Source organism: Aquamicrobium sp. NLF2-7 (assembly GCF_022359935.1).
Taxonomy (GTDB): domain Bacteria; phylum Pseudomonadota; class Alphaproteobacteria; order Rhizobiales; family Rhizobiaceae; genus Mesorhizobium; species Mesorhizobium lusatiense.
In genome coordinates this window covers 189390-210621 of the sequence record NZ_JAKSED010000002.1, presented here as the reverse complement: position 1 = coordinate 210621, position 21232 = coordinate 189390, and the positions used below count along the sequence as shown (strand labels likewise).

General features: G+C 60.7%; 16 protein-coding genes and 3 pseudogenes. 7 read left to right on the top strand and 12 right to left on the bottom strand.

From position 1 onward, the window contains the following. Nucleotides 1-68 precede the first annotated feature (68 nt). The 7 genes from MIC97_RS17860 to cofG form a co-directional block, all read right to left on the bottom strand. The gene (locus MIC97_RS17860; protein ID WP_239801344.1) at nt 69-1319 is read right to left on the bottom strand and encodes a Zn-dependent hydrolase; all 1251 of its coding nucleotides are present in this window, start codon (nt 1317-1319) and stop codon (nt 69-71) included. Between the two features lie 108 nt (nt 1320-1427). Then, entirely contained in the window at nt 1428-2435 is a 1008-nt protein-coding gene (locus MIC97_RS17855) for a TIGR03842 family LLM class F420-dependent oxidoreductase (RefSeq protein WP_239801343.1), read from the bottom strand. Between the two features lie 79 nt (nt 2436-2514). Continuing rightward, entirely contained in the window at nt 2515-3192 is a 678-nt protein-coding gene (npdG, locus tag MIC97_RS17850; RefSeq protein WP_239801342.1) for an NADPH-dependent F420 reductase, read from the bottom strand. Beyond that, nucleotides 3189-4559, bottom strand: a complete 1371-nt coding sequence (gene cofE, locus MIC97_RS17845; RefSeq protein WP_239801341.1) for a coenzyme F420-0:L-glutamate ligase — start codon at nt 4557-4559, stop codon at nt 3189-3191. The genes npdG and cofE overlap by 4 nt, the downstream gene beginning before the upstream one ends. Further along, nucleotides 4556-5530, bottom strand: a complete 975-nt coding sequence (gene cofD, locus MIC97_RS17840; RefSeq protein WP_239801340.1) for a 2-phospho-L-lactate transferase — start codon at nt 5528-5530, stop codon at nt 4556-4558. The genes cofE and cofD overlap by 4 nt, the downstream gene beginning before the upstream one ends. 3 nt (nt 5531-5533) lie before the next feature. Continuing rightward, complete coding sequence (gene cofH, locus MIC97_RS17835) at nt 5534-6805, bottom strand: 5-amino-6-(D-ribitylamino)uracil--L-tyrosine 4-hydroxyphenyl transferase CofH (RefSeq protein ID WP_239801339.1); 1272 nt, start codon at nt 6803-6805, stop codon at nt 5534-5536. A 3-nt stretch (nt 6806-6808) separates the two neighbouring features. Beyond that, on the bottom strand, nt 6809-7927 hold the full coding sequence (gene cofG / locus MIC97_RS17830; RefSeq protein ID WP_239801338.1) for a 7,8-didemethyl-8-hydroxy-5-deazariboflavin synthase CofG: 1119 nt from the start codon (nt 7925-7927) through the stop codon (nt 6809-6811). Between the two features lie 746 nt (nt 7928-8673). On the opposite strand from cofG, the gene MIC97_RS17825 reads away from it, so the two are divergent. Further along, the gene (locus tag MIC97_RS17825) at nt 8674-10104 is read left to right on the top strand and encodes an NCS1 family nucleobase:cation symporter-1 (RefSeq protein ID WP_239801337.1); all 1431 of its coding nucleotides are present in this window, start codon (nt 8674-8676) and stop codon (nt 10102-10104) included. A gap of 234 nt (nt 10105-10338) precedes the next feature. Further along, nucleotides 10339-11793 (top strand): dihydropyrimidinase, encoded by a 1455-nt coding sequence (gene hydA, locus MIC97_RS17820; RefSeq protein ID WP_239801336.1) that lies wholly within the window; start codon nt 10339-10341, stop codon nt 11791-11793. Between the two features lie 57 nt (nt 11794-11850). Here the strand turns inward: hydA and MIC97_RS17815 are convergent, their stop codons facing one another. Next, nucleotides 11851-12486, bottom strand: a complete 636-nt coding sequence (locus tag MIC97_RS17815) for a TetR family transcriptional regulator C-terminal domain-containing protein (protein WP_239801472.1) — start codon at nt 12484-12486, stop codon at nt 11851-11853. A 607-nt stretch (nt 12487-13093) separates the two neighbouring features. Between MIC97_RS17815 and repA the strand changes: the two genes are divergently transcribed. From repA to MIC97_RS17795, 4 genes and pseudogenes are all read left to right on the top strand, one after another. Further along, nucleotides 13094-14302, top strand: coding sequence for a plasmid partitioning protein RepA (gene repA / locus MIC97_RS17810; protein WP_239801335.1), 1209 nt, complete (start codon nt 13094-13096; stop codon nt 14300-14302). 71 nt (nt 14303-14373) lie between these two features. Beyond that, nucleotides 14374-15357 (top strand): plasmid partitioning protein RepB, encoded by a 984-nt coding sequence (repB, locus tag MIC97_RS17805; protein WP_239801334.1) that lies wholly within the window; start codon nt 14374-14376, stop codon nt 15355-15357. Between the two features lie 156 nt (nt 15358-15513). Then, a complete protein-coding gene (repC, locus tag MIC97_RS17800; protein WP_239801333.1) occupies nt 15514-16719 on the top strand; it encodes a plasmid replication protein RepC in 1206 nt (401 codons plus the stop codon). Between the two features lie 492 nt (nt 16720-17211). Continuing rightward, a pseudogene (locus MIC97_RS17795) lies at nt 17212-17359 on the top strand (IS5/IS1182 family transposase); the annotation flags it as partial. 51 nt (nt 17360-17410) lie between these two features. Here the strand turns inward: MIC97_RS17795 and MIC97_RS17790 are convergent. Next, a pseudogene (locus tag MIC97_RS17790) lies at nt 17411-18051 on the bottom strand (transposase); the annotation flags it as partial. Nucleotides 18052-18319: 268 nt separating this feature from the next. On the opposite strand from MIC97_RS17790, the gene MIC97_RS17785 reads away from it, so the two are divergent. Next, on the top strand, nt 18320-18649 hold the full coding sequence (locus MIC97_RS17785; protein ID WP_345773563.1) for a DUF1403 family protein: 330 nt from the start codon (nt 18320-18322) through the stop codon (nt 18647-18649). 32 nt (nt 18650-18681) lie between these two features. Here MIC97_RS17785 and MIC97_RS17780 read toward each other — a convergent pair. The 3 genes and pseudogenes from MIC97_RS17780 to MIC97_RS17770 form a co-directional block, all read right to left on the bottom strand. Continuing rightward, nucleotides 18682-19373: pseudogene (locus MIC97_RS17780) on the bottom strand (IS6 family transposase). A 66-nt stretch (nt 19374-19439) separates the two neighbouring features. Then, nucleotides 19440-20396, bottom strand: coding sequence for a GGDEF domain-containing protein (locus MIC97_RS17775; RefSeq protein WP_239801331.1), 957 nt, complete (start codon nt 20394-20396; stop codon nt 19440-19442). Nucleotides 20397-20859: 463 nt separating this feature from the next. Continuing rightward, the gene (locus MIC97_RS17770) at nt 20860-21213 is read right to left on the bottom strand and encodes a hypothetical protein (protein WP_239801330.1); all 354 of its coding nucleotides are present in this window, start codon (nt 21211-21213) and stop codon (nt 20860-20862) included. Nucleotides 21214-21232: the final 19 nt, after the last annotated feature.

Sequence of the window (21232 nt, the reverse complement as noted above, 5' to 3'; positions counted from 1 at the left end):
TTCAGCGGTCTGGTATCATTTGCCGCGGCGACGCAGCGTAAGCTTTTCCGGCAAATGGGAGCCGTGTTTCAGGTTACGATCTCCGCCGTTTCGATGACGGCATGGAGGAGGACGTCGGCGCCTGCTGCGGCCCATTCCCTGGAGATGTCCTCGGCCTCGTTGTGCGACAGACCGTCGACGCAGGGGCACATGATCATCGTCGCCGGCGCCACCTTCGCCACCCAGCACGCGTCATGGCCGGCGCCCGAGATGATGTCCATGTGCGAATAGCCCAGCCTGTCGGCCGCGGCGCGCACCCGCGCCACCAGCTCGGGCGCGAAGGTCACCGGATCGAAATGGCCCACCGCCTCCACCGCGCAGCCGACGCCAAGCTCGTCCGCGATCTTCTGCGCCCCGGCCTCGACCTTCGCCCGCATGGCGTCAAGCTTGGCCCGGTCGGGCGAGCGGATGTCGACCGTGAACACCACCTTGCCCGGCAGCACGTTGCGCGAATTGGGCGCGAACGTCACCTGTCCCACCCCGCCAACGGCGCCCGGCTGGTTTTCCATGGCAACAGTCTGCACCAGCTCCAGAATGCGGCCCATGGCAAGGCCGGCATTGACCCGCATCGCCATCGGCGTCGAGCCGGTATGGGCTTCCTTGCCCGTCAGCGTGAATTCCAGCCACCACAGCCCCTGGCCATGGGTGACGACGCCGATCTGCCGGCTTTCAGCTTCGAGGATCGGCCCCTGCTCGATGTGGTATTCGAAATAGGCGTGCATTTTGCGCGCGCCCACCTCTTCCTCGCCCACCCAGCCGATGCGCTGCAGCTCGTCGCCGAAGCGCTTGCCCTCCATGTCGGTGCGGCCATAGGCATAGTCGAGCTCAAGCTCGCCGGCGAACACGCCCGACGCCAGCATGGCGGGTGCAAAGCGCGCGCCTTCCTCGTTGGTCCAGTTGGTGACAACGATGGGATGCTTTGTGGCGATGCCGAGGTCGTTGAGCGAGCGCGCCACTTCCAGCCCCGCCAGCACGCCCAGCACGCCGTCGAACTTGCCGCCTGTCGGCTGGGTGTCGAGATGCGAGCCGATATAGACCGGCAGCGCTTCCGGGTCGGTGCCGGGGCGCGTCATGAACATGTTGCCCATGCGGTCGACGCCCATCTCAAGGCCGGCATCCTCGCACCAGCGCCGGAACAGATGACGGCCCTCATTGTCGGCGTCGGTCAGCGTCTGGCGGTTGTTGCCGCCCGCAATGCCCGGACCAACCTTCGCCATCTCCATCAGCGAATCCCACAAACGGTCCGGATCAATGCGAAGGTTCTCGCCGGAAGTGGACATGACATGTTCCTTTCGATGCATTTCGGGGCACTGGTCGGTTTTTGTCGGCATGATGCAGGCGGCCGGTTTCGGTCGCCTGCACCGGATCATGGCTTGTTTCCGGCCAGATCAGTTTTTCGCAAAGGCGGGAATAACCTCGCGGCCGTAGCGCGCAATGATTTCCTCTTCCTCGCCGCTGTCGAGATAGATGTTGAACTGCGTGACGCCTGCCGCCTCCAGTTCCCGGATCTTGGCGATATGGTCCTCCGGCTCGCCGAGCACGCAGAAGCTCTCGACAATGTCGGGCGTGATGAAGTCGAGATAGGGATTGTCGCTCTGGCCGTGCTTGGAATAGTCGTAGCCGCGGCGCTTCTCGATGTAGCTGGTGAGGCTTTTCGGCACGAGATCGGAATCGGCGCCGTATTTCTCGACGATGTCTGCGACGTGGTTGCCGACCATGGCCGGGAACCATTTGGTCGCCTCGATGGCTTTTTCTTTGGTGCCGAAATAGGCAGGAGCAGCGGCCATGGAGCGGAATTTGGACATGTCGCGCCCGGCTGCCTTGCCGGCTTCGATGCACTGGTCGGTGAACCACTTGCACAGGCTCGGATCGCCGATCTGGAGCACTACGCCATCGGCGGCTTCACCGGCGGCCTTCAGCGCCAGCGGGCCATAGGCGCCGATCCAGGCCGCCATGTCGTGGCCGACGGCCCAGGGAAATTTCACCGGCTCCGGGCACTCCGGATAGGTGACTTCCTCACCGCGCACCATGGCCTTCATCTTCTGCACGAATTCGGTGACGCGCGACAGCGGGGCAGGCTTCTTGCCCATCACGCGGCGCGAGGAATCGCCGCGGCCGACCGCGATCTCGAAGCGGCCGTTGCTCTGCTTGTTCAGCGAGGCGAACAGCGAGCCGGCTACCGACCAGTCGCGCACGTCCGGATTGGTGACGAGCGGACCGAAATGCATTTTCGTGGTGTGCTCCATGCACATGGCGATGGCCGGATAGCACTCGCGCCACAGAATATGCGAGTCATAGAACCAGCAATGGCTGAAGCCCGCATATTCGGCGGCGCGCACCAGATAGCGGGCGCGGTCGGGCTCGACGAAGCCTTTGAACGTAATTCCGAATTCCATTGTTTTCCTCCATTTTATAACGACGCGGACTTGATCGGGTGCCGCGCTTCAGACCCCTTGGTGTTGGGTGGCGCGCCCGTCAGTGTCCGGGCGCCCAGATGCGGACACCCGCATGGGAGAAGGAAACCTTCTTCGAGATGTTGAGGCGGATCAGCAAAGGCGTGATGGCCTCGACGCAGCGCGCGCTTTTGGCGGGGCCGGCATCGTAAGTCTGAACGCCAATGTCCTCGATCAGCGCCTGCACTTCTTCCTTGGCGGCGAGATCGTCGCCGCAGACGAAGACGTCACAATTGATCGGCGTCGGCAGATCGTTCAGCGAGTGTGCGGAAACGTTGTGCAGAGCGCCCACGACCTTAACCCCCTCGCCCAGCAGCTTCTGGGCTGCCTCGGTGGCCGAGCCTTCCGGGGGCGGGCCGTAGCCGCGCGGATTGCCCTGCTCCAGCGGCACCACGACATCGACGAGGATCTTGCCGTCGAGGGCTGCGCGCACTTCCTCCAGCGTGGCCTCGTGCGCGGCGAATGGCACGGCAAGCATCACCATGCGCTCGGCAGACTGCGCGGCGTTCACATTGTCCGTGCCGGTGATGGAGGTGAAAGATCCGCCTGCTTCGGTCAGCTTCGCGTTGAGGTCTTCGGCAATGGCGCGCGCCCGTTCGGCATCGCGCGAACCCAGCGCCACGGCCACGCCGCTGCGCGCGAACCTGAGCGCCAGCCCCTGCCCTTGCGGGCCGGTTCCTCCGAGAATTGCAATGGTCATAGAAACAGCTCCTGTGAAAGCGGTCGAAGAAAGTCGCCGGCGCTGGCCGAAGGCGTGTCGCTCCATGGCAGGCCGCGTATGATCACGACGGGAAGGCCGGCATCCTTCTGCATGAGCAGGCCGGATGCGGCGGCCAGTTCATCGGCAAAGGCCGGCAGTGTCGCCTTGAGGCCACGCCCATAGGCGTCGGCGCGCACCGTCCAGTCGACGACTGCGGGCACGCCGGCCACGCCGATGGCGACATTGACCAGACCGTGACGCCATGGCCTGCCGAAGGTGTCGGTGATGACGACGCCGATCTGCACGCCATAGCGCTCCTCAAGTCCGGCCCGGAGGCGGGCGGCGCTGGCATCGGGGTCCTCGGGGAGAAGCAGCAGCATGTCGTCCCTGCCCTCGCCCAGATTCGACTGGTCGATGCCGGCATTGGCGCAGATCCAGCCCTGACGGTGGCGGGTGATCAGAAGGCCGTCCGGCTCCTGCCGCCGGGCGCGGATGATGTCGGAGGATTCCGACAGGATCGCCTCGACCTTGCGCGCGTCCTTGCCGATTTCGGCCGCGAGCTCGAGAGCGCGCGGCGAGGGCACGAAGGCGTCGAGCGCAAACATTCGCGCTTCGCTCTTGGAGACGATCTTCTGCGCAACGATCACGATGTCGCGCGGCATCAGCTCGCTGCCCATGTCCGAGAGGGCCCGCGCGATCGCCGCCGACAGATCGTCACCCGCCCCGATCTCCGGGATGCCGGCCACGGCGAACAGGCTGACGCCCTGCCTGCGGATGCTGCCCGAGGTTGAGGCAGAGAGGAGGTCGTGTGGCGTGTCGATGTCGCGGCAGAGATTTGGAAGCGTGAGCCGCGTGCAGCCCCTGCCCTTCCCCTTTGCCGCCGTCTCATGCGCATCCGCCGAGCGTGGGCCGAAGCTGAACGGGATTGCGTCGGGCGGCGAAAGCAGGATCGCATTGGTGCCGCCGTCATGGGATTCGGCGATGACGACAGAAGCTTCGTCCGATGCCCCGATCAGGATGGCGATCTCGGCCGCCTCAAGTGTCGGGATGTCGGCATGGATGACGAGAAGCTTTTCGGCGTTGATGGAGCGGGCCCATTCGGCGGCGCGGGCCGCCGCCCCGTTGATGCCGGCCTTTCCGTTCTGGCCGAGCGCGGTCGCATCATGAGCGCGCGCGATCTCGGCCACGCGCTCCGATGGCGTAACCACCGCCAGAGGATTGTCGCCATAGAAGCGGCGAAAGAAGCCCAGCGTATTTTCGAACAGGAGCAGCGCCAGCGTTTCGCGCGCGTCGTTGCCAAGTGCGGGTTTGAGACGCGTCTTGGCCTGACAGGGGTCCTTCATCAATATGGCGATGGCGACCGTCATGCCCGAACTCCGGGTGCTGGGGCTCCGACCCCTTGCGCAAAGCCGATAAGCTCGCGGGCAAGGCGTTCCGCGCCGGCGGGATCACGCATCAATATGTCGGTGGCATGAACCCTTATGCCGTCAGCCTCGATCACTGCGATGTCGTTGACGTCGCCGCTGTCGACCAGAAAACCGTCGATCAGGCCCCTGTAGCGGGCGGCAACGCCGGCAGCGCCGCCGGCTTGGCGGAGATCGGCAAGCAGCTTGTCGAGCGGGCCTTTAACTGCCTTGCCGCCAATCAGAGGCGATACGCCGATGCGGGGCGAATGGCTTGCGGCAACCGCCTCGCGCAGGGCCTTCACCGACAGGAGCGGCTCAAGCGACAGAAGCGGGTTGGAAGGAGCGAAGACGATCAGGTCTGCTTCCCTGATGGCGGCAAGTGCCTGAGGGCTGGCGGCAGCCTCTTCCGCGCCGGCATAGCTGATTTCGCGCACGGCCGGCTGGCAACGTTCGCCGACGAACCAGTTCTGGAAGTCGAGCAGGCCCTTCTCCGTCATCAGCCTGGTGCGCACGGGATCGTCCGTCGCGGGCAGGATGCGAGCTTTGATACCGAAACGAGTGGCGCATTCTTCCGTTACCTCGCTCAGCGAGGCGCCCTGCGACATGCGCCAGTTGCGCCAGATATGCAGGCCGAAATCGGCGTCTCCGAGCTTCATCCACACCGGCGCGCCAAGATCGCGCAGGACATTGAGGCCGTTCACCGTATCGTTGGCGACGCCCCATCCCTGCCCCCGGTCGATCCGGTCGGAGAGCGTATAGAGTATGGTGTCGATGTCGGGACAGACGAGCAGGCCATAGAAGGTGTCGTCGTCGCCGACATTGACGATGACGGTGAGCGCCCCTTCCGGTAAGGCGTGCATCAGGCCTTCGGCCATGCGCGCGCCACCGACGCCACCGGCAAGCAGCACCACTTTTTGAACGTCAGCTTCCATCCGTCAGCCCCTCGCCGCCTGCTGCATTTCTGCCTGCGTGAGGAAAGCGACCGGGCTCGCGCCGCACGCCCGCTCGACCAGCGGCTCGATCTCGGGAGGATCGTGATCGGTGAAGTCTTCCAGCGTCTGATAGAGCGTGTTGCGCTGCACGGGGATACGGCCTGCGGCACGGATGATGCGCACCATCTCCAGCGGCGTGATCTCCTGCCCGTGCTTTGCACCGGCTGCCCGCGAGATGCTCTCGTTCATGAGCGTCCCGCCGAGATCGTTAACGCCGCAGGCCAGCATGGTCTGCGCCATTTCCGGGCCGAGCTTCACCCACGATGCCTGGATGTTATCGATGTAACCCTGAAGCATGATGCGCGCCACGGCGTGCATCTTCAGGTTCTCGGTCATGGAAGGTCCCGGCCGCACGCCCGGCACATTGCGGTAGAGGCGGGTGTTTTCGTGGATGAAGCCGAGCGGCACCAGTTCGGTGAAGCCGCCGGTGTCCTTCTGGATCGAACGCAGCCGGTCGATATGGGCGGCCCAGTGCGACGGCCCGTCGATATGGCCGTACATGATGGTCGAGGTGGTCGGAATATTCTGCCGGTGCGCGGCGCGGATGATCCGTTCCCACTCGTCGGCGGAAAGCTTGTTGCGGGTGAGCTGCAGGCGGATTTCGGTGTCGAGGATTTCCGCTGCCGTGCCCGGCATGGAGCCCAGCCCCTCGTCGCGCAGCATGGCGAGGAAATCGTCGAGCGGCATGCGGCTCTTGCGCACGCCGTACCAGATCTCGAAGGGCGAGAAGGCGTGGACATGCATCTTCGGCACGCGCTTCTTCACCGCGCGCAGCAACTGCACATAATAGTCGCCCGGAATGTCGGGATGCAGGCCGCCCTGAATGCAGACTTCGGTGCCGCCCCGGTTCCACGCTTCCTCGGCGCGTGCCGCCACCTGTTCGGGCGTCAGCAGCTCTGCGCCGCTGGCCTCCTTGCGCACGCCGAAATTGCAGAACTGGCAGGCCATGTAGCAGACATTGGTGAAGTTGATGTTGCGCACCGTGACGAAAGTTGCCCTGTCGCCCACCCGCTCGCGCCGCACCGCATCGGCCACCTTGAGAACGGCGGAAAGGTCCGCGCCCTCCGTGTTGAACAGGATTTCACCTGCCTCGCGCGAGATTTCTCCGCCTGCCAGCGCGCGCTCGAGAATGGCGCGCACCTTTGCAGAGGCCCGTGCCAGAACCTCATCCGGGCGGTTTTCCAACTGCTTCATGACTTCGAGATCGATGCTCATGGCTCAACTCGTGAATTGTTCGCGCGCCAGACCGTCGGCGCGGGCAAGACGGGACAGCGGGCCGGCCAGCGCTTCCCGGCACTCGGCCAGATAGCGGGGGTAGACGGTCAGCCGTTCGGCGAGGCGATACCCCTTGGCGGAGGTGCGGCGCGAAAGCTCGCCCAGCGCCGGCCATGCCCGCTCGGGGTTGATGTGGTCCCTGGTGAGCGGCGAGATGCCGCCCCAGTCGTTGATGCCGGAGTCGATGTAGTCCTCGAACTCCTCATCGAGATTGGGCGGGGCCTGCAGGCTGATCGTGGGGTCGAGCACGATACGGGCCGCGGCCAGCGTCTTCAGCATTTCGTGGCGCGAGGGCTCGATCCATTCGGCCATGGCGGTGCCCGCCTTGGCGCGGAAATTCTGGACGATCACCTCCTGCACATTGCCGTGGCGCAGATGGATTTCGTTGATGGCAATCAGGCTGTCGATGCGCTCGGACCACGTCTCGCCGATGCCGATCAGAATGCCGGTGGTGAAGGGAACGCCGAGACGCCCTGCCGCCTCGATGGTGCGCAGGCGCAATACCGGCGCCTTGTCGGGGCAGGCATGATGCGGCAGGCCGGGCTTCGACAGGCGCTTGCTGACATTTTCCAGCATCATGCCCATCGAGGCCGAGACCTCGCCAAGACGCGCCACCTCCTCTTCGGTCAGCGTGCCCGCATTGACATGCGGGATCAGCGAGGTGTGTTCGAGAACCAGACGGCAGGCATCGACCAGATAGTCGACGGTGGTGGCGTAGCCGAGATCCTTCAGAATGGCTGCTGCTTCCGGGTAGCGCCGCTCCGGGCGCTCGCCCAGCGAGAACAGGGCTTCCTTGCAGCCGAGGCGCTCACCCCGGCGGGCGATGTCGAGCACATCGTCGGGCGTCAGGTAATTGGCCGCCGGATCGCCCGGATGCTTGACGAAGACGCAGTAGCCGCAGGTGTTGCGACACATATTGGTGAGGGGGATGAAAACCTTGCGGGAGTAAGTGATCTCCCGTCCCCAGTGCTGATCGCGGATTTCACAGGCCCGCTGACGCAGGCGCGCAAGTCCGGCTTCGCTGACGCGGTCTGCCGCGTAGACGTCTTCGATCGTGATCATGGTGCCGGCCGTCAGACGGTCGCAGGAGAGTGATCGTGCAGAAAAATGCCTTGTCCGGAACTGACGCGGATACGGATTCCGCCCCTCCTCCGTGGCAAGCCTGCACCTGTGGCGAGTGCCTGCTTCATGGGTTCCTCCTCCCATTTTTTATCATCTGATCAAAATTTGACTGCATGATAAAAAAATGTCAAGTGGGTGTTTACGAAACGTCAGCCGGAATGTTTCCGACTAAGGTAACCCACTGAACTTTCGTTATTTTTGGCTCCGGTATCCTGAGTCCATCTGAAGATGGGTGCCGGCGCCAGGCTTGGGGATCCGCTCAACCGGACATCAGAATCCGGGCAGGAAATCTCCGATGCCATGCATATGGGAGAGAATTCGACATGATGTGTCGGCGTGAAGTTCCCGATGTGACCGGCAAGGCGCGATCCGCGCAGCCAATAGCATTTTCCATCGGCTGCGCCGTACCGTCCGCAAGATGCCCGCAAGTGCCTTTCAAGGCATTTCAGGACATGCAGAGCCCGCCCCTCCTGCACCATGCCGGTGCCTGTGGTGAGGTTCTGCCCCCAGCCCTCATGACAAACGGATCATTCCACAACCGCCTCCCCCCGATGGGGCGAAGACGGGTGGCGTGTATCGCAAGGGGGTCGACCATCATCGACAGCTGAACATCGGCGTATCCCGCAGCGGCCTAGGAGGTGCCGGGCAGGATACGACATCAACGCAACCATTCTGGGAGGAGCTTAATGCATAAGCATGCAAATGAATCGTCTCGACTTTTCAACGTCGAGCTATCGCCGGAGACGGCTACGGGTACATGGAAGACATGGAACCTGTTTGCCTGGTGGATGTCGGGCTGGCACAGCCTTGGCGGATACACGATGGCGGTCGGCCTGTTCGCACTGGGCCTGAGCGGATACCAGATGATCGCCGCATTCACGGCGGGCATCATCATTCTCTATTTCACCAACAATATGAGCGGCGTGGCCGGTCAGCGCGTCAAGGTGCCGTTCCCGGTCTTTGCGCGTGCCAGCTTCGGCGTCTACGGCGCCAACATACCCGCCATTTTGCGTGCCATCGTTGCCGTGGCGTGGTACGGCATCCAGACTTATCTGGCCTCCGCGGCGATGATGCTTCTGGTCATCAAGGTGTTTCCATCTTCGGCAACCCTGACGGAAAGCTCGTTCGCCGGCCTTTCGACGCTCGGCTGGATCTGTTTCCTCGTGCTGTCCTTTGCGCAGCTCATCGTCCTGTCACGCGGCATGGAGGCAGTGCGCCGCCTCTCCGACTTCGCCGGTCCCGCCATCTGGATCGCCATGATCGCGCTTGCCGTATGGGTTCTGGCACGTGCCGGCTGGTCGGTCGATTTCAGCTATCGCACCATAGAGCACGACAGCGGGCTTTTCGGCATGGCTTCCGCCATGTTCATCGTTGTCGCCTATCTTGCCGGCCCGACGCTGAACTTTGCCGACTTTACCCGCAACGCGCCCGACGAGGCCTCGGTGCGCCGTGGCAACGCATGGGGCCTGCTGCTGAACGCGACGGCTTTCGGCGCCATCTCCATCGTCATCGCACTGGCCTCGGTGAAGGTCTATGGCGAGGCGATCCACGATCCGATCGCGCTGATGAAGGACATCGACAGCATCGCCATCCTGCTGGTGGCCATCATCGCCATCGGCACGGCCACGGCCGGCATCAACATCATCATGAACTTCGTCGCGCCGGTCTATGACATCATCAATGTGTGGCCGCGTCACTTCACCTTCCGCAAGGCGGGTGTGGTCGTGGCCATTCTTTCGGTGATCGTGACGCCGTGGAACCTGTTCTCCAGCCCGGTGATCGTCAATCACTTCATCGGCAGCGTCGGAGCCCTGATGGGGCCGCTCTACGGCATCGTGATGGCGGATTACTACATCATCAGGCGTCAGAAGATCGATTCGGATGCTCTGTTCGACGATACGCCCGGCGGCAAATACTATTACAATGGCGGCTACAACACCAACGCCATCATTGCCCTTGTCGTCTCGGGCGTCATTGCCATCGGCATGTCGGTCATCCCTGCGATCAGCGCCTGGACGCCGTTCTCCTGGCCTGTCGGCGTCGTGCTGTCGGCGGTCATCTACTGCCAGCTCAGCACAGCCAAGCGTCGTGCGCTGGGTACTGTCGCCACCGACTAGGAAAAAGCCGAGGGAAGGGAATCTGATTCCGTTCCCATCGCACATCCCTTCAAGACAGCCGCCGGCTGATGGCCGGCGGTCTCCACCACCGCCCTGTGGCGCAGCGGTGGTTCGCAGGCTGATTCCCCCCGATCCGTCAGCTGCGCGACAGACGAAACAAGCGCCCGCATAGCCCCGTTCGACCCGGCCGCATCGCGCGCCCGGTCACCCGCATGAAAATGAAAGGCTTCAGCAATGTCGAAAGTAATCAAGGGAGGCACGATCGTCGCCGCCGACCGCAGCTATGAGGCGGATGTGCTGATCGAAGGCGAGACCATCGCCGCCATCGGACCGGATCTCAAGGGTGATGAGGTCATCGATGCCGAAGGCGCATTGATCATTCCCGGCGGCATCGACCCGCACACCCATTTTGAGATGCCCTTCATGGGCACCACTACGGCCGAGACATGGGAAAGCGGCACTTATGCCGCCGTTTCCGGCGGAACGACGATGGTGGTGGACTTCGTCATCCCCGGTGAGGACGGACTGATAGCAGCCCTTAATGAGTGGGAGGAGCGCGCGGCGCGTCAGGCGTGCAGCGACTATTCCTTCCATGTCTCGATCACCGGCTGGTCGAAAAAGATTTTCGAGGAGATGGAAACCGTCGTCGGGCGCGGCGTGAACACGTTCAAGCACTTCATGGCCTACAAGGGCGCGCTGATGGTCAACGACGACGAGATGTTCGCCTCGTTCCAGCGCTGCGCCGCGCTTGGCGCCATTCCCTTCGTTCATGCCGAAAACGGCGACCTTGTCGCGGCCATGCAGCAGAAGCTGATGAATTCCGGCCTGAGCGGCCCCGAGGCGCATGCCTATTCGCGCCCGCCGGATGTCGAGGGGGAGGCCGTCAACCGCGCCATCACCATTGCCGATGCCGCCGGCGTTCCGATCTATATCGTGCACGTCTCCTGCGAGCAGGCGCATGAAGCCATCCGCCGCGCCCAGCACAAGGGCATCCGCGTCTATGGCGAACCACTGATCCAGCACCTGACGCTGGATGAGAGCGAATATGCCAATCCCGACTGGGCCCATGCGGCGCAGCGCGTCATGTCCCCGCCCTTCCGCGACGCCCGCCATCAGGCTTCGCTGTGGGCGGGTCTGCAATCGGGCTCGCTGCATACGGTGGCCACCGATCACGCCGCCTTCACCATGAAGCAGAAATTGCTTGGGCTCAACGATTTCACGAAGATCCCCAATGGCACGGGTGGCGTCGAAGACCGCTTGTCTGTGCTGTGGACCACTGGCGTCGAAACCGGCAGGTTGACGCCGAACGAGTTCGTCGCCGTGACCTCCACCAATATCGCGAAGATCCTCAACATCTATCCGCGCAAGGGCGCCATCGTGCCGGGTGCCGATGCCGATCTCGTTGTGTGGGACCCGAAGGCGGGCAAGACCATCTCGGCCGCGACCCAGAAGTCGATCATCGACTACAATGTCTTCGAGGGCATGAAGGTGTCCGGTCTGCCGCGCTACACGCTTTCGCGCGGGGACCTGGTGTGGGGCGAAGGCGTTGCCAGAGCAAAGCCCGGGCGCGGAAAGTTCGTTGCCCGCCAGCCTTTCCAGGCCGTCAACAAGGCGCTTTCGACATGGAAGGAACTGACGGCACCGCGCGCCGTCACCCGTTCCCCTGAGCATATGCCCATCGGCGTGTGATCCCGCCGAAACACATGCAGGACCACACCGGCCGCGCAGAGCAATCTGCGCGGCCGGTCAGTTTCTGCTGGCCTCTGGCGAAAGCCCGTTGAGGTAAAGCTGTTCAAGAAACTGTGCTCCATCTTCAAACAGCCGCTCCCCACTGCGATCAGGCCCAAGAACCGCCCTCACCTGCACCTCGAAATCGGCATAGTGCTGTGTCGTCGCCCAGAGCGAGAAGATCAGATGATATGGATCGGTCCGGGCGATACGGCCATCTTTCATCCACCCTGCGATGACCTTCACCTTTTCGTCGACAAGCGGTTTCAGCACATCCTGAAGCATTTCCAGCGTGTGCGGTGCGCCCTGCAAAATCTCGTTGGTGAACAGCCTTCCCTCTCTCGGGAAATCCCGGGACATCTCCATCTTGCGCCGGATATATGACTGCAACTCGGCCATCGGATCGCCATCGGCATCGAGATCACGGAGCGGCTGTAGCCAGTCGTCCAGCAGACGCTTGATCAGTGTGCTGTGGATCTCCTCCTTGCTGCGGAAATAGTACAGCAGGTTGGGCTTGGACATGCCGGCAGCTTCAGCGATCTGGTCGATGGTCGCGCCGCGAAAGCCATGCGTGGAAAATATCTCCAGCGCTGCTTCCAGAATTTTTCGGCGCCGCTTTGTCTGAATGCGGGTGAGCGGACGAGATTTCTCCACTGCGGTCAGGCCACAGCTTTGATGAAACCGGGCCCGGCTGATCCGACATAAGACTTTTGAGATGCCACCAGCCATGTGAAAACCGCGCCGGACGGACGGTTCATTGAAGTCGTGATCGTCATAGGCAACTGTTTCCCCTCTCCCCATTCGACGAAGGTTCCCGATTCCGGCGAATGACATGCCGAGCATAACATCATCCGCCCGGCACAGCACAACTTCCGTTATACGGGGTCAGTGTGCTGGAATGCGTCCGGTGTTCGCGAGCATCTGCTACAGGCCTCCAGACGACATGCAGAGCGCAACGCGTAAAATCGATTCGCTGGCTGTTTCACCGTCAGCGGCCATAACATTTTCGCCTGAACAAGGGCTGTCGGCGAATTCTTGTGTCTGAAAAGGTGGGGATGCAGGCTTGTCAGCGGACAAAATCCCAACAAAGGGCTTTTATTTCAAAGGCATATAAATTTCTATGGAAGGTGAGGGCTGTTATTTAGCTGGGGGAGGGGATTGATTCAGCAGGGGGCGCTATTGCCGGCAAACCCGAATCGGGCATAATCACGGTTGTTTGGAGAAACTCCTCTAAAAATCGTTATTAGGAAATGCAGCCCGAATGAACGTGAGTTCACCGAGACCAGCAAGAGAGCCGTTGCATTTCGAGAAACACATTCTCGAGCAGGGCGATCAGATTTCGCAGAAGCTGCACCTTCTGAGCCTGCAGCGATTCCCACCGCTTGCTAAGAAGAATCTGCGTTCGTTCACGCTGGCGGAAGTCGCGAATTACCTGGGCGTTTCCCAGAGCCATCTGAAGAAGCTGCATCTGGAAGGGAAGGGTCCCGTTCCTGAAACGTCATCGACGGGCAGGCGTTCTTATACTGCCCAGCAGATGCTGGAGCTCAGGCAGTATCTCGACCAGTACGGACGCTCGGAAGCGCGCAGATATGTTCCGCATCGCCGCCCGGGAGAGAAGCTGCAGGTTCTGGCCGTCGTCAATTTCAAGGGCGGCTCCGGCAAGACGACGACGGCGGCGCATCTGGCGCAGTATCTGGCGCTGACCGGGCACCGGGTGTTGGCAGTCGACCTCGATCCGCAGGCATCGATGTCTTCGCTGCATGGCTTCCAGCCCGAACTCGACAGGATCAAGTCGCTCTACGACGCCATCCGTTATGATGACGAACGGGTCTCCCTTTCCGACATCATTCATACCACCAATTTCCCGGGGCTCGACATCGTGCCTGCAAATCTCGAATTGCAGGAATTCGAGTACGATACGCCGCTGGCGATGGCCGACCGCAGCTCCAATGCAGGCAAGGCCTTTTTCACGCGCATCGCGCGATCTCTGGAAGAGGTGGAGAGCCGCTATGATGTTGTGGTCGTCGACTGCCCGCCGCATCTCGGCTATCTGACGATTGCTGCTTTGACAGCCGCCACGTCGGTGCTGATTACCATTCATCCGCAGATGCTGGATGTGATGTCGATGGGCCAGTTCCTGCTGATGCTGGGCAATATTCTGGAGCCGATCCGCAGCGCCGGCGCAGAGGTCAATCTGGAATGGTATCGCTATCTGATCACGCGCTACGAACCGATGGATCAGCCGCAGGCGCAGATGGTGGCTTTCCTGCAGACGCTTTTTGGCGAATTCATCCTCAGAAACCAGATGCTCAAGTCCACGGCCATATCCGATGCCGGCATCACCAAGCAGACTTTGTACGAGGTGGAAAAGAACACCATGACCCGTTCGACCTATGAGCGGGCGATGGAATCTCTGGATGGCGTGAACTCGGAAATAGCCGGACTTATTCACGAAGCGTGGGGGAGGTGATCTTGTCAGCCGACAAAAACACGTCTTCGCCGTTGTGTTTCAACGAATTAGGCAACAACAGGAGAGGTTGAATGGCCCGTAAGAACCTGCTGTCAGGCCTTATGGAGACAAATGAGGAAGGGCAGGGCGCTTCGAATGCGCCAGCCTATCCCATGCGCGGGGCGTCCAAGTCGATGATCCGCTCCGTCAGCGAACTGGCGCGGCAGGCCGATGCCTATCTTGAAGGCGAGCAGGTGGTGGATCTCGACCCCGAGATGATCGATGGCTCGTTTGTTGCCGACCGTCTCTCCGAAGATCAGGAACATCATCAGGAACTTCTCGAAGCCATTAGAGAGAATGGCCAGAATTCGCCGATACTGGTGCGACCTCATCCCGAGAGGGAAGGTCGCTACATGATCGTGTTCGGCCATCGTCGCGTCAGGGTGGCGAAAGAGCTCGGCCGCAAGGTCCGGGCCGTAGTGAAAGCGATCGATGACAAGGCGCATGTCATCGCTCAGGGGCAGGAGAATTCTGCCCGGGCGAATTTGAGCTTTATCGAGAAGGCCGCATTTGCAAAGCGCCTCGAGGATCTTGGTTACACCCGCGACATCATCTGTTCGGCTCTGGCTTCTAACGAAGCGGCTGTGTCTAAGATGATCACGACGGTAACCCGCGTCCCAGAAGATATCATCAGGGCAATCGGCCCGGCGCCGGCTATCGGCCGGGAGAGGTGGATAGAGCTCTCCCTTCTGGTGCCTCGCCGGCTGGAAATGGCAAGCTCCGTCGCCGCAACGCCCGAATTCAGCCAGCTCGACAGCAACGCCCGCTTTGAGGCTTTGCACGCAGCTTTGGCTGCCGGGAGCAAGCCGGCTCGCAAGACTGTCACGAAGTCTGCGGACACAGCCTGGTTGCCGCAGGACAAGAAGGTCAGCGTACGACTGAAAAAGGCAGGTAAGACGGCAACTCTTGCAATTGGAGCAGCCGACGGACCCAGATTTGCCGAGTGGATTTCGAGTAATCTGAGCAGCCTTTATGAGGCATTCAGAAAATCGGAGAAAACCGAACAGGAGCATTGAAGCCGCAAAAGAAAAAGGCCCCCGAACGACTGTCGTCGCGGAAGCCCTTCTCGTATCTGGACAATCCGAGAATCGCATTTCCGTGAATCTGTGTCAAGCGTTGAAACTGTCGTTTTGACGGGCGGGCTTCTTTTGCCTGATTGAAGGTGGAAGGACATGGATACGCATATTGCAGCGACGCCTTTTGGGCGGCGGCCGATGTCGCTTGCCATGCTGGCAGTGCAGCAGGAAGCGGCTGCTATCCCGGAAGGGGCGACCGCGGGCAAGTGGCAGGTCTACAGAGATCTGTGTGAGGGAAAGACGATCATAGGCGTGGGCGATCGGGCGCTGGCCATCCTCGCGGCATTGCTGTCGTTTTATCCGCATGAGGAGCTATCCGAGGAGCATGGCCTTGTCGTGTTTCCGTCGAATCGCCAGCTCGCTCTGCGGGCGCACGGCATGTCGGAAGTGACCTTGCGGCGCCATCTGGCGGCCCTGGTGGATGGCGGATTGATTGTTCGCCGCGACAGTCCCAATGGCAAGCGCTATGCGCGCAGAAGCCGGGAAGGGGAGCCTGGAGAGGCGTTCGGCTTCTCGCTTGCGCCATTGCTGGTGCGGGCGGGGGAGTTTGCGGCGGCAGCCGAACGGGTGCGGGCCGAGGCTCAGGCGCTGAAGCTGATGCGTGAGCGCATTACGCTGCACCGCCGCGATATCAGCAAGCTGATCGAGGCGGCTCTGGAGGAGCAGGCTGCGGGCGACTGGACAAGCCTTTGGCAGCGTTTCCGCGCCATTGTTGAGGCCATTCCCCGCCGCGCTTCACTTGCGGATATGGAACTTATTGTCAGCAACCTTGAACAGATTCGCGAGGATGTCGATAAGTTGCTGGAAATGCATATGAATACCGAATTTATGAACGGCAATGACCAACAAAATGAACGGCAGCAATCTGATTCAAACACAAACACCTATTCTGAATTTGAACCTGCTTCAGAAAAAGACAGGGGCGAGACTGAGCCAGCTTCCCAACCGTTTGATCTACCAAAGGCCTATCCGCTTGGTTTGGTTTTGCGTGCCTGCCCGGATATCCGCGACTATGCTGTTGATGGCATCGATAGCTGGCGTGATTTCATGGCAACCGCAGCACAGGTACGCGGCTACCTGGGCATATCGCCATCCGCCTATGCCGATGCGCTGGAGGTGATGGGGCAGGAAAGCACTGCCATCGTCATAGCCTGCATTCTCCAGCGATCACAGCATATCCATTCAGCCGGAGGTTATCTGCGAGCCCTCACCGAAAAGGCAGGCAGCGGCAACTTCTCCGTCGGCCCGATGCTGATGGCAGCGCTTAAAACTGGAGCGGCGGAGGCGGCGATGACAGCATGACGGAAGCCGTTCTGGCATAACGGGAAACCGGCGCAAGCTGCTGAAGAGCTTTTTCACACAAGAGAAGAGGCTGGGGTGCGACTGAACGTTCTTTATGCGGTTCAGAAAAGAGGGGAGGGGTTTCGTGGTTTGTTTCGATGGGATTGTAAACAGAAGCTTGTTTCGCACGAAAACCATTCATACGGCTCAGGATTGTTCATGGTGGAGGATGTTGTCGGTACGGTCTGATATCGGAAGGGGATTTAGGCCGGAGTGGATAGGCACAACTACCCGGTCTCGGACAAGCGTTTCGCGAAATGCTGGCTCAGGCTTGCCCTGTCATTCGTGACAGCTGCATCATCTCCGTCGACCGCAAGCGGCTTGGGTGGCACGATGTGCCGAAGGAATATGCTCCATCCAAGCCGCTTTTAAACCGTTGTAAGGGCTGAGGCGAGAAGGACATCTTCCTGCAAGTTGATGGATGATCTGGTCATGCCTCAGATTCCAGGATGCAAGACGATTATGACTGATACGACCTATCTCAAGGCAGCACCGCCTGGCTTCTGGTTTACGAGTAAAAAAGGGGCGTCTGATCGGCTGCACGAAAGGTGCTACGGACATCAAGCTTTATGCCGTAATGGATGCGAGCGGTCGCCCGATCATCTTGGTCATAGGCGATCACGTTTTCTTCGGCGGTGTCCATGAGTTGGGGGAGCTTGACGCCGCGCAGGCTGTGCCGCGTCAGCTTGCGCAGGAACTCCCTCCAGATCGGCTCTGGCCTCGGAGATGCCGATCTCCATGCCCAGCACCTCGCGGCGGCCATCCGTGTTGACGCCGACGGCGATGATGACGGCGACCGAGACGAACCTTCAGATAGGTGGCGTCGATCCAAAGATACGGCCAGTCGCCCTCGATGGGTCGGGCGAGGAAGGCGCCTTCACCTGTCGTCGATCTCCTCGCACAGGCGGCTGACCTGCGCTCTTGGAGATGCCGCTCATGCCCATCGCCTTGACCAGATCGTCGACCGAGGGGGTCGAAACACCCTGGATGACGGGCGGTCAGGGCCTTTTCCGCCATGCGGCGCGGTTCGAGAAAGTTCGGGAAGTAGCTGCCGGTGCGCAGCTTCGGGATACGCAGTTCCACCGTGCCGGCCCGCGTCTCCCAGTCTCGCTCACGGTAGCCATTGCGCTGGGCAAGCCGAAGGGTGTCCTTCGCGCCATAGGCCGCGCCCGTCTTCGCCCTGACCTCCAACTCCATCAGCTTCTCGGCGGCAAAACCGATCATCTCGCGCAGCAAATCCGTGTCCGCCCTTTTCTCAACAAGCGAGCGCAGGTTCATCATCTCGTCGGTCATCGGTGGTCTTCCCCTCAGGTTGGCCTTGAACAACCCGACCCTAACGGAAAAACACCGATGGCCACCCCGCCAGCTACACCACCTGCAGGGACGTCATCATGTCCGCTTTGGCGCTCACAAAATCTGTATGGCGCCGATAGCACTGGCTGTGATGTCGCGCTGCGGCTGGCAAGCCCGCATTTTCGCGCTTCTGCCAGCCGGGAACGCCAATTTTGCACTGTGCGGCATAAGGAGCGATAAGGCAACATTATCAGTTGTTATCTAAACTATGCAAGCCGTTCGGAATCTCGCCAAAATTTGGTATAAATCGCACAGGTTGCTTATCCTTCGGTTGATGCAACAGACCGAATCGACCGCCATCGCCAGCCTTTCGCTCCCGACCGTCCCCGGCTGGGCGATCCCGCGCGGCCCGGTCACCAGCGCCGTCGCGGCGGCCTATCTTGCCGGTGCCGCCTTGAATTTGCTCGACAATCTCGCGCGCACTGATCTGCCTTGGGCCGGCGTGTGGCGCCAGCGGCTCGCCCTGAAATGCGCGGCGGCCGCAGCGACCTTGGCCGGCCGGACGGAAGACGAAGGTCGCTGCTGTCACATTGTTTGATGTGCAGGCGCGCGGAAGCTGTGAGCGGAATTTTAGGCGATCTGCAGGGCGGCGGTCGTCCATTCGGCTATGGCGTCTTGGCGAAAGGATCTGATCTGGGAGGCGGAACGATTTGATCTGGAGTGGACAAAGTGGTTTTGAACGGCTGAGAAGATCGAGACGAAATGCTGCAGCGATCCGATCGACCGAAATCCTTGCCGGGTTCGCTCTCGCTTCCGGAATGGCAAATGTGAATTCTCCGCCCGGTTGTTCAGGCTCTTGTGGGAGCGATGCGCGACGTGCGGCATGATCTGGCGCCTGGGCGGCGCCATAGGATCGCAGCTTGTCGGTGATCATGCGCTTTGGCGCAATACCCTGCTTTTTCAGCAATCGCCCAGCAGCTTTGATGTTACGACGTGTCTGGACGATTTCAACCAGAATCTAGCCTTCCTGATCGACGGCGCGCGACAGCCAGCACTTCTTCCCGTCGACGCAAACGACAACCTCGTCGGTGCCACAAGTCGCTGGAGGAAGGCGCTTTACGGCGCAACTGCGCCGTCATCGTGGCGCCGTGTACCCGGCACCATCGACGGATCGTCTCGTGAGATACCGCAATGCCGCGCTCAAGCATCATTTCCTCGATTTCGCGCAGGCTGACATTGAACCGGAAATAGAACCAGATCGCGCGGGAGACGATTTCGATCGGGAAGCGATGGTTTTTATAGGTCGGCGGCACGCTGTTCATGCCACACGGCTACCACAAGTCCTTTGACGAAAATTCAATGTGCCAGCACCGGTCGGCGTCTGGCAGTCAGGCCGCGCCAATCTGTTTTTGCCAAACGCGCACGTTGTTCCGTCCCGCACCCTTTGCGTCATACAAAGCGAGATCCGCCTCGCGCAAAAGTGTCTCGCGCAACACCGTCAGATCGATGTCTCGCGGGATCCTTGAAACGCCGGCGATGCCAATGCTGACGGTTAGCTTTTCACAGGGGTGGGATTCATATGTGATAGCGCGCGCTGAAATCGCGCGCTGAATGGTGTCGCAGACATGCTGCGCACCAGCCAGATTTGTATCTGGCAAGATCACAATGAATTCCTCCCCGCCATAGCGCGCAACACAATCCCCCGGCCTGCGGATCGATTGTTGTATGACCTTGCCGACCAGATTCAGCGCGCAGTCACCGGCAAGATGCCCAAAACGGTCATTGAATTGCTTGAAATAATCTATGTCGATCAGAGCCACGGAAAGCGGCTTTTCTTCTCGACGGCACCGGCGCATTTCAGTGCAAACGAAACGCTCCATGCCCCGCCTGTTTGGAAGGCTGGTCAGCGCGTCCGTTTCCGCCAGTTCCTGCAATTTGCTGGTGAAGCTTTGCAGCTTTTCAAATTTGCCCGATAAATCCGCGATCCGTCTTTTGAACGCAGAAATGTCGGTGAGCGTCACGAAAGTAGCAATCATTGCCCCTGTTTCGTGGCGAAGGGGATGAATGGTGGCGAGATACATACGCCCATCGATGACAAGCTCATCAGTGGCCGTTTCCAGACCATTTTCAAGCGCTTCAAAATCTCCTTGAAACCCTGAAATGACCGAGTCCGGAACAATCCCCACCATCGAGCGCCCGATAAGCTGATCGACGGTCGCGCCGAAGAGATCAGCGTAACGGTCACTGACCGATAGATAGATAAGTTGCTTGTCAACCAGACAGGCCGCAACCGGTAAGGATCGAATTGTTGCCTGATGCTCTTCCAGCGTGATTTTATATGTCATCCTCCCCCCGCTTTGTTGTTATGAAGTCTTTTGAGACCTGATCAGTCACAACGGGATTGTTAAAATACAACCCCGTAATTGGTACTGCAACAACCAGAGCTGGCTTATCGCCTGCGGTGCGCGCCCGCAAACATCCTCGCTGACTCTTGGTGATCGGGGAGCGACTGTATCTCAAGTCAAGGTCGTCACGGCGATATCGTCGCGCGCCGCAAGAACTGTGCGCCTCACTTCTTCTTAAGTATCGAAAAAGATTTCGCGTATCCCTGTCGGTTTCCAGCGCTCATCGAGCGGGATACAGGCATCGGCATACGTGGAGAAAGTGAAAACAAGACCTTCGGGCAACGGTTTATTCTGAAGCGATGGGGAGCGGAAGGCACCTCTAGGTGACCAAGCCCCAAGTTTCACTGACACTGAATTTTATGCAGGAGCCGGCGCTCGATCTCCTTGTCGAATGCGGAGGCTTCTACGGGAACATCAGTGAGAGACGCTCGAAACTTGGTCTGCCGATCGTCAACTCATTGACCGATCGCACTAGGGACTGCCTGTCGATGCGGAAATGGCCGTAAAGATCGCCGATCGTACCAGTCTGCCCGAAATGCTCGACGCCATGGGAGATCGTCCGGTGCCCCGCCACGCCGCCCAGCCAGGACAAGGTTGCCGGATGCCCATCGATGACGGTGACGAGGGCGCAGTCGCGAGGCAAGGGATTGAGCAACGTCTCGATATGGCTCCTCGCTCTTGGATTGCCGCGCGCTCGCTCCCTCTGCGCAGCCGTCCATCCGGCATTGAGACGATCCGCCGACGTTACGGCGAGCACGCCGATGTCCCGTCTGGTT

Excerpts from the sequence above, each read along its gene's own strand:
- MIC97_RS17860 (WP_239801344.1), bottom strand. The coding sequence starts at position 1,319 with ATGTCCACTTCCGGCGAGAACCTTCGCATTGATCCGGACCGTTTGTGG.
- MIC97_RS17855 (WP_239801343.1), bottom strand. The coding sequence starts at position 2,435 with ATGGAATTCGGAATTACGTTCAAAGGCTTCGTCGAGCCCGACCGCGCC.
- npdG (WP_239801342.1), bottom strand. The coding sequence starts at position 3,192 with ATGACCATTGCAATTCTCGGAGGAACCGGCCCGCAAGGGCAGGGGCTG.
- cofE (WP_239801341.1), bottom strand. The coding sequence starts at position 4,559 with ATGACGGTCGCCATCGCCATATTGATGAAGGACCCCTGTCAGGCCAAG.
- cofD (WP_239801340.1), bottom strand. The coding sequence starts at position 5,530 with ATGGAAGCTGACGTTCAAAAAGTGGTGCTGCTTGCCGGTGGCGTCGGT.
- cofH (WP_239801339.1), bottom strand. The coding sequence starts at position 6,805 with ATGAGCATCGATCTCGAAGTCATGAAGCAGTTGGAAAACCGCCCGGAT.
- cofG (WP_239801338.1), bottom strand. The coding sequence starts at position 7,927 with ATGATCACGATCGAAGACGTCTACGCGGCAGACCGCGTCAGCGAAGCC.
- MIC97_RS17825 (WP_239801337.1), top strand. The coding sequence starts at position 8,674 with ATGCATAAGCATGCAAATGAATCGTCTCGACTTTTCAACGTCGAGCTA.
- hydA (WP_239801336.1), top strand. The coding sequence starts at position 10,339 with ATGTCGAAAGTAATCAAGGGAGGCACGATCGTCGCCGCCGACCGCAGC.
- repA (WP_239801335.1), top strand. The coding sequence starts at position 13,094 with ATGAACGTGAGTTCACCGAGACCAGCAAGAGAGCCGTTGCATTTCGAG.
- repB (WP_239801334.1), top strand. The coding sequence starts at position 14,374 with ATGGCCCGTAAGAACCTGCTGTCAGGCCTTATGGAGACAAATGAGGAA.
- repC (WP_239801333.1), top strand. The coding sequence starts at position 15,514 with ATGGATACGCATATTGCAGCGACGCCTTTTGGGCGGCGGCCGATGTCG.
- MIC97_RS17785 (WP_345773563.1), top strand. The coding sequence starts at position 18,320 with ATGCAAGCCGTTCGGAATCTCGCCAAAATTTGGTATAAATCGCACAGG.
- MIC97_RS17775 (WP_239801331.1), bottom strand. The coding sequence starts at position 20,396 with ATGACATATAAAATCACGCTGGAAGAGCATCAGGCAACAATTCGATCC.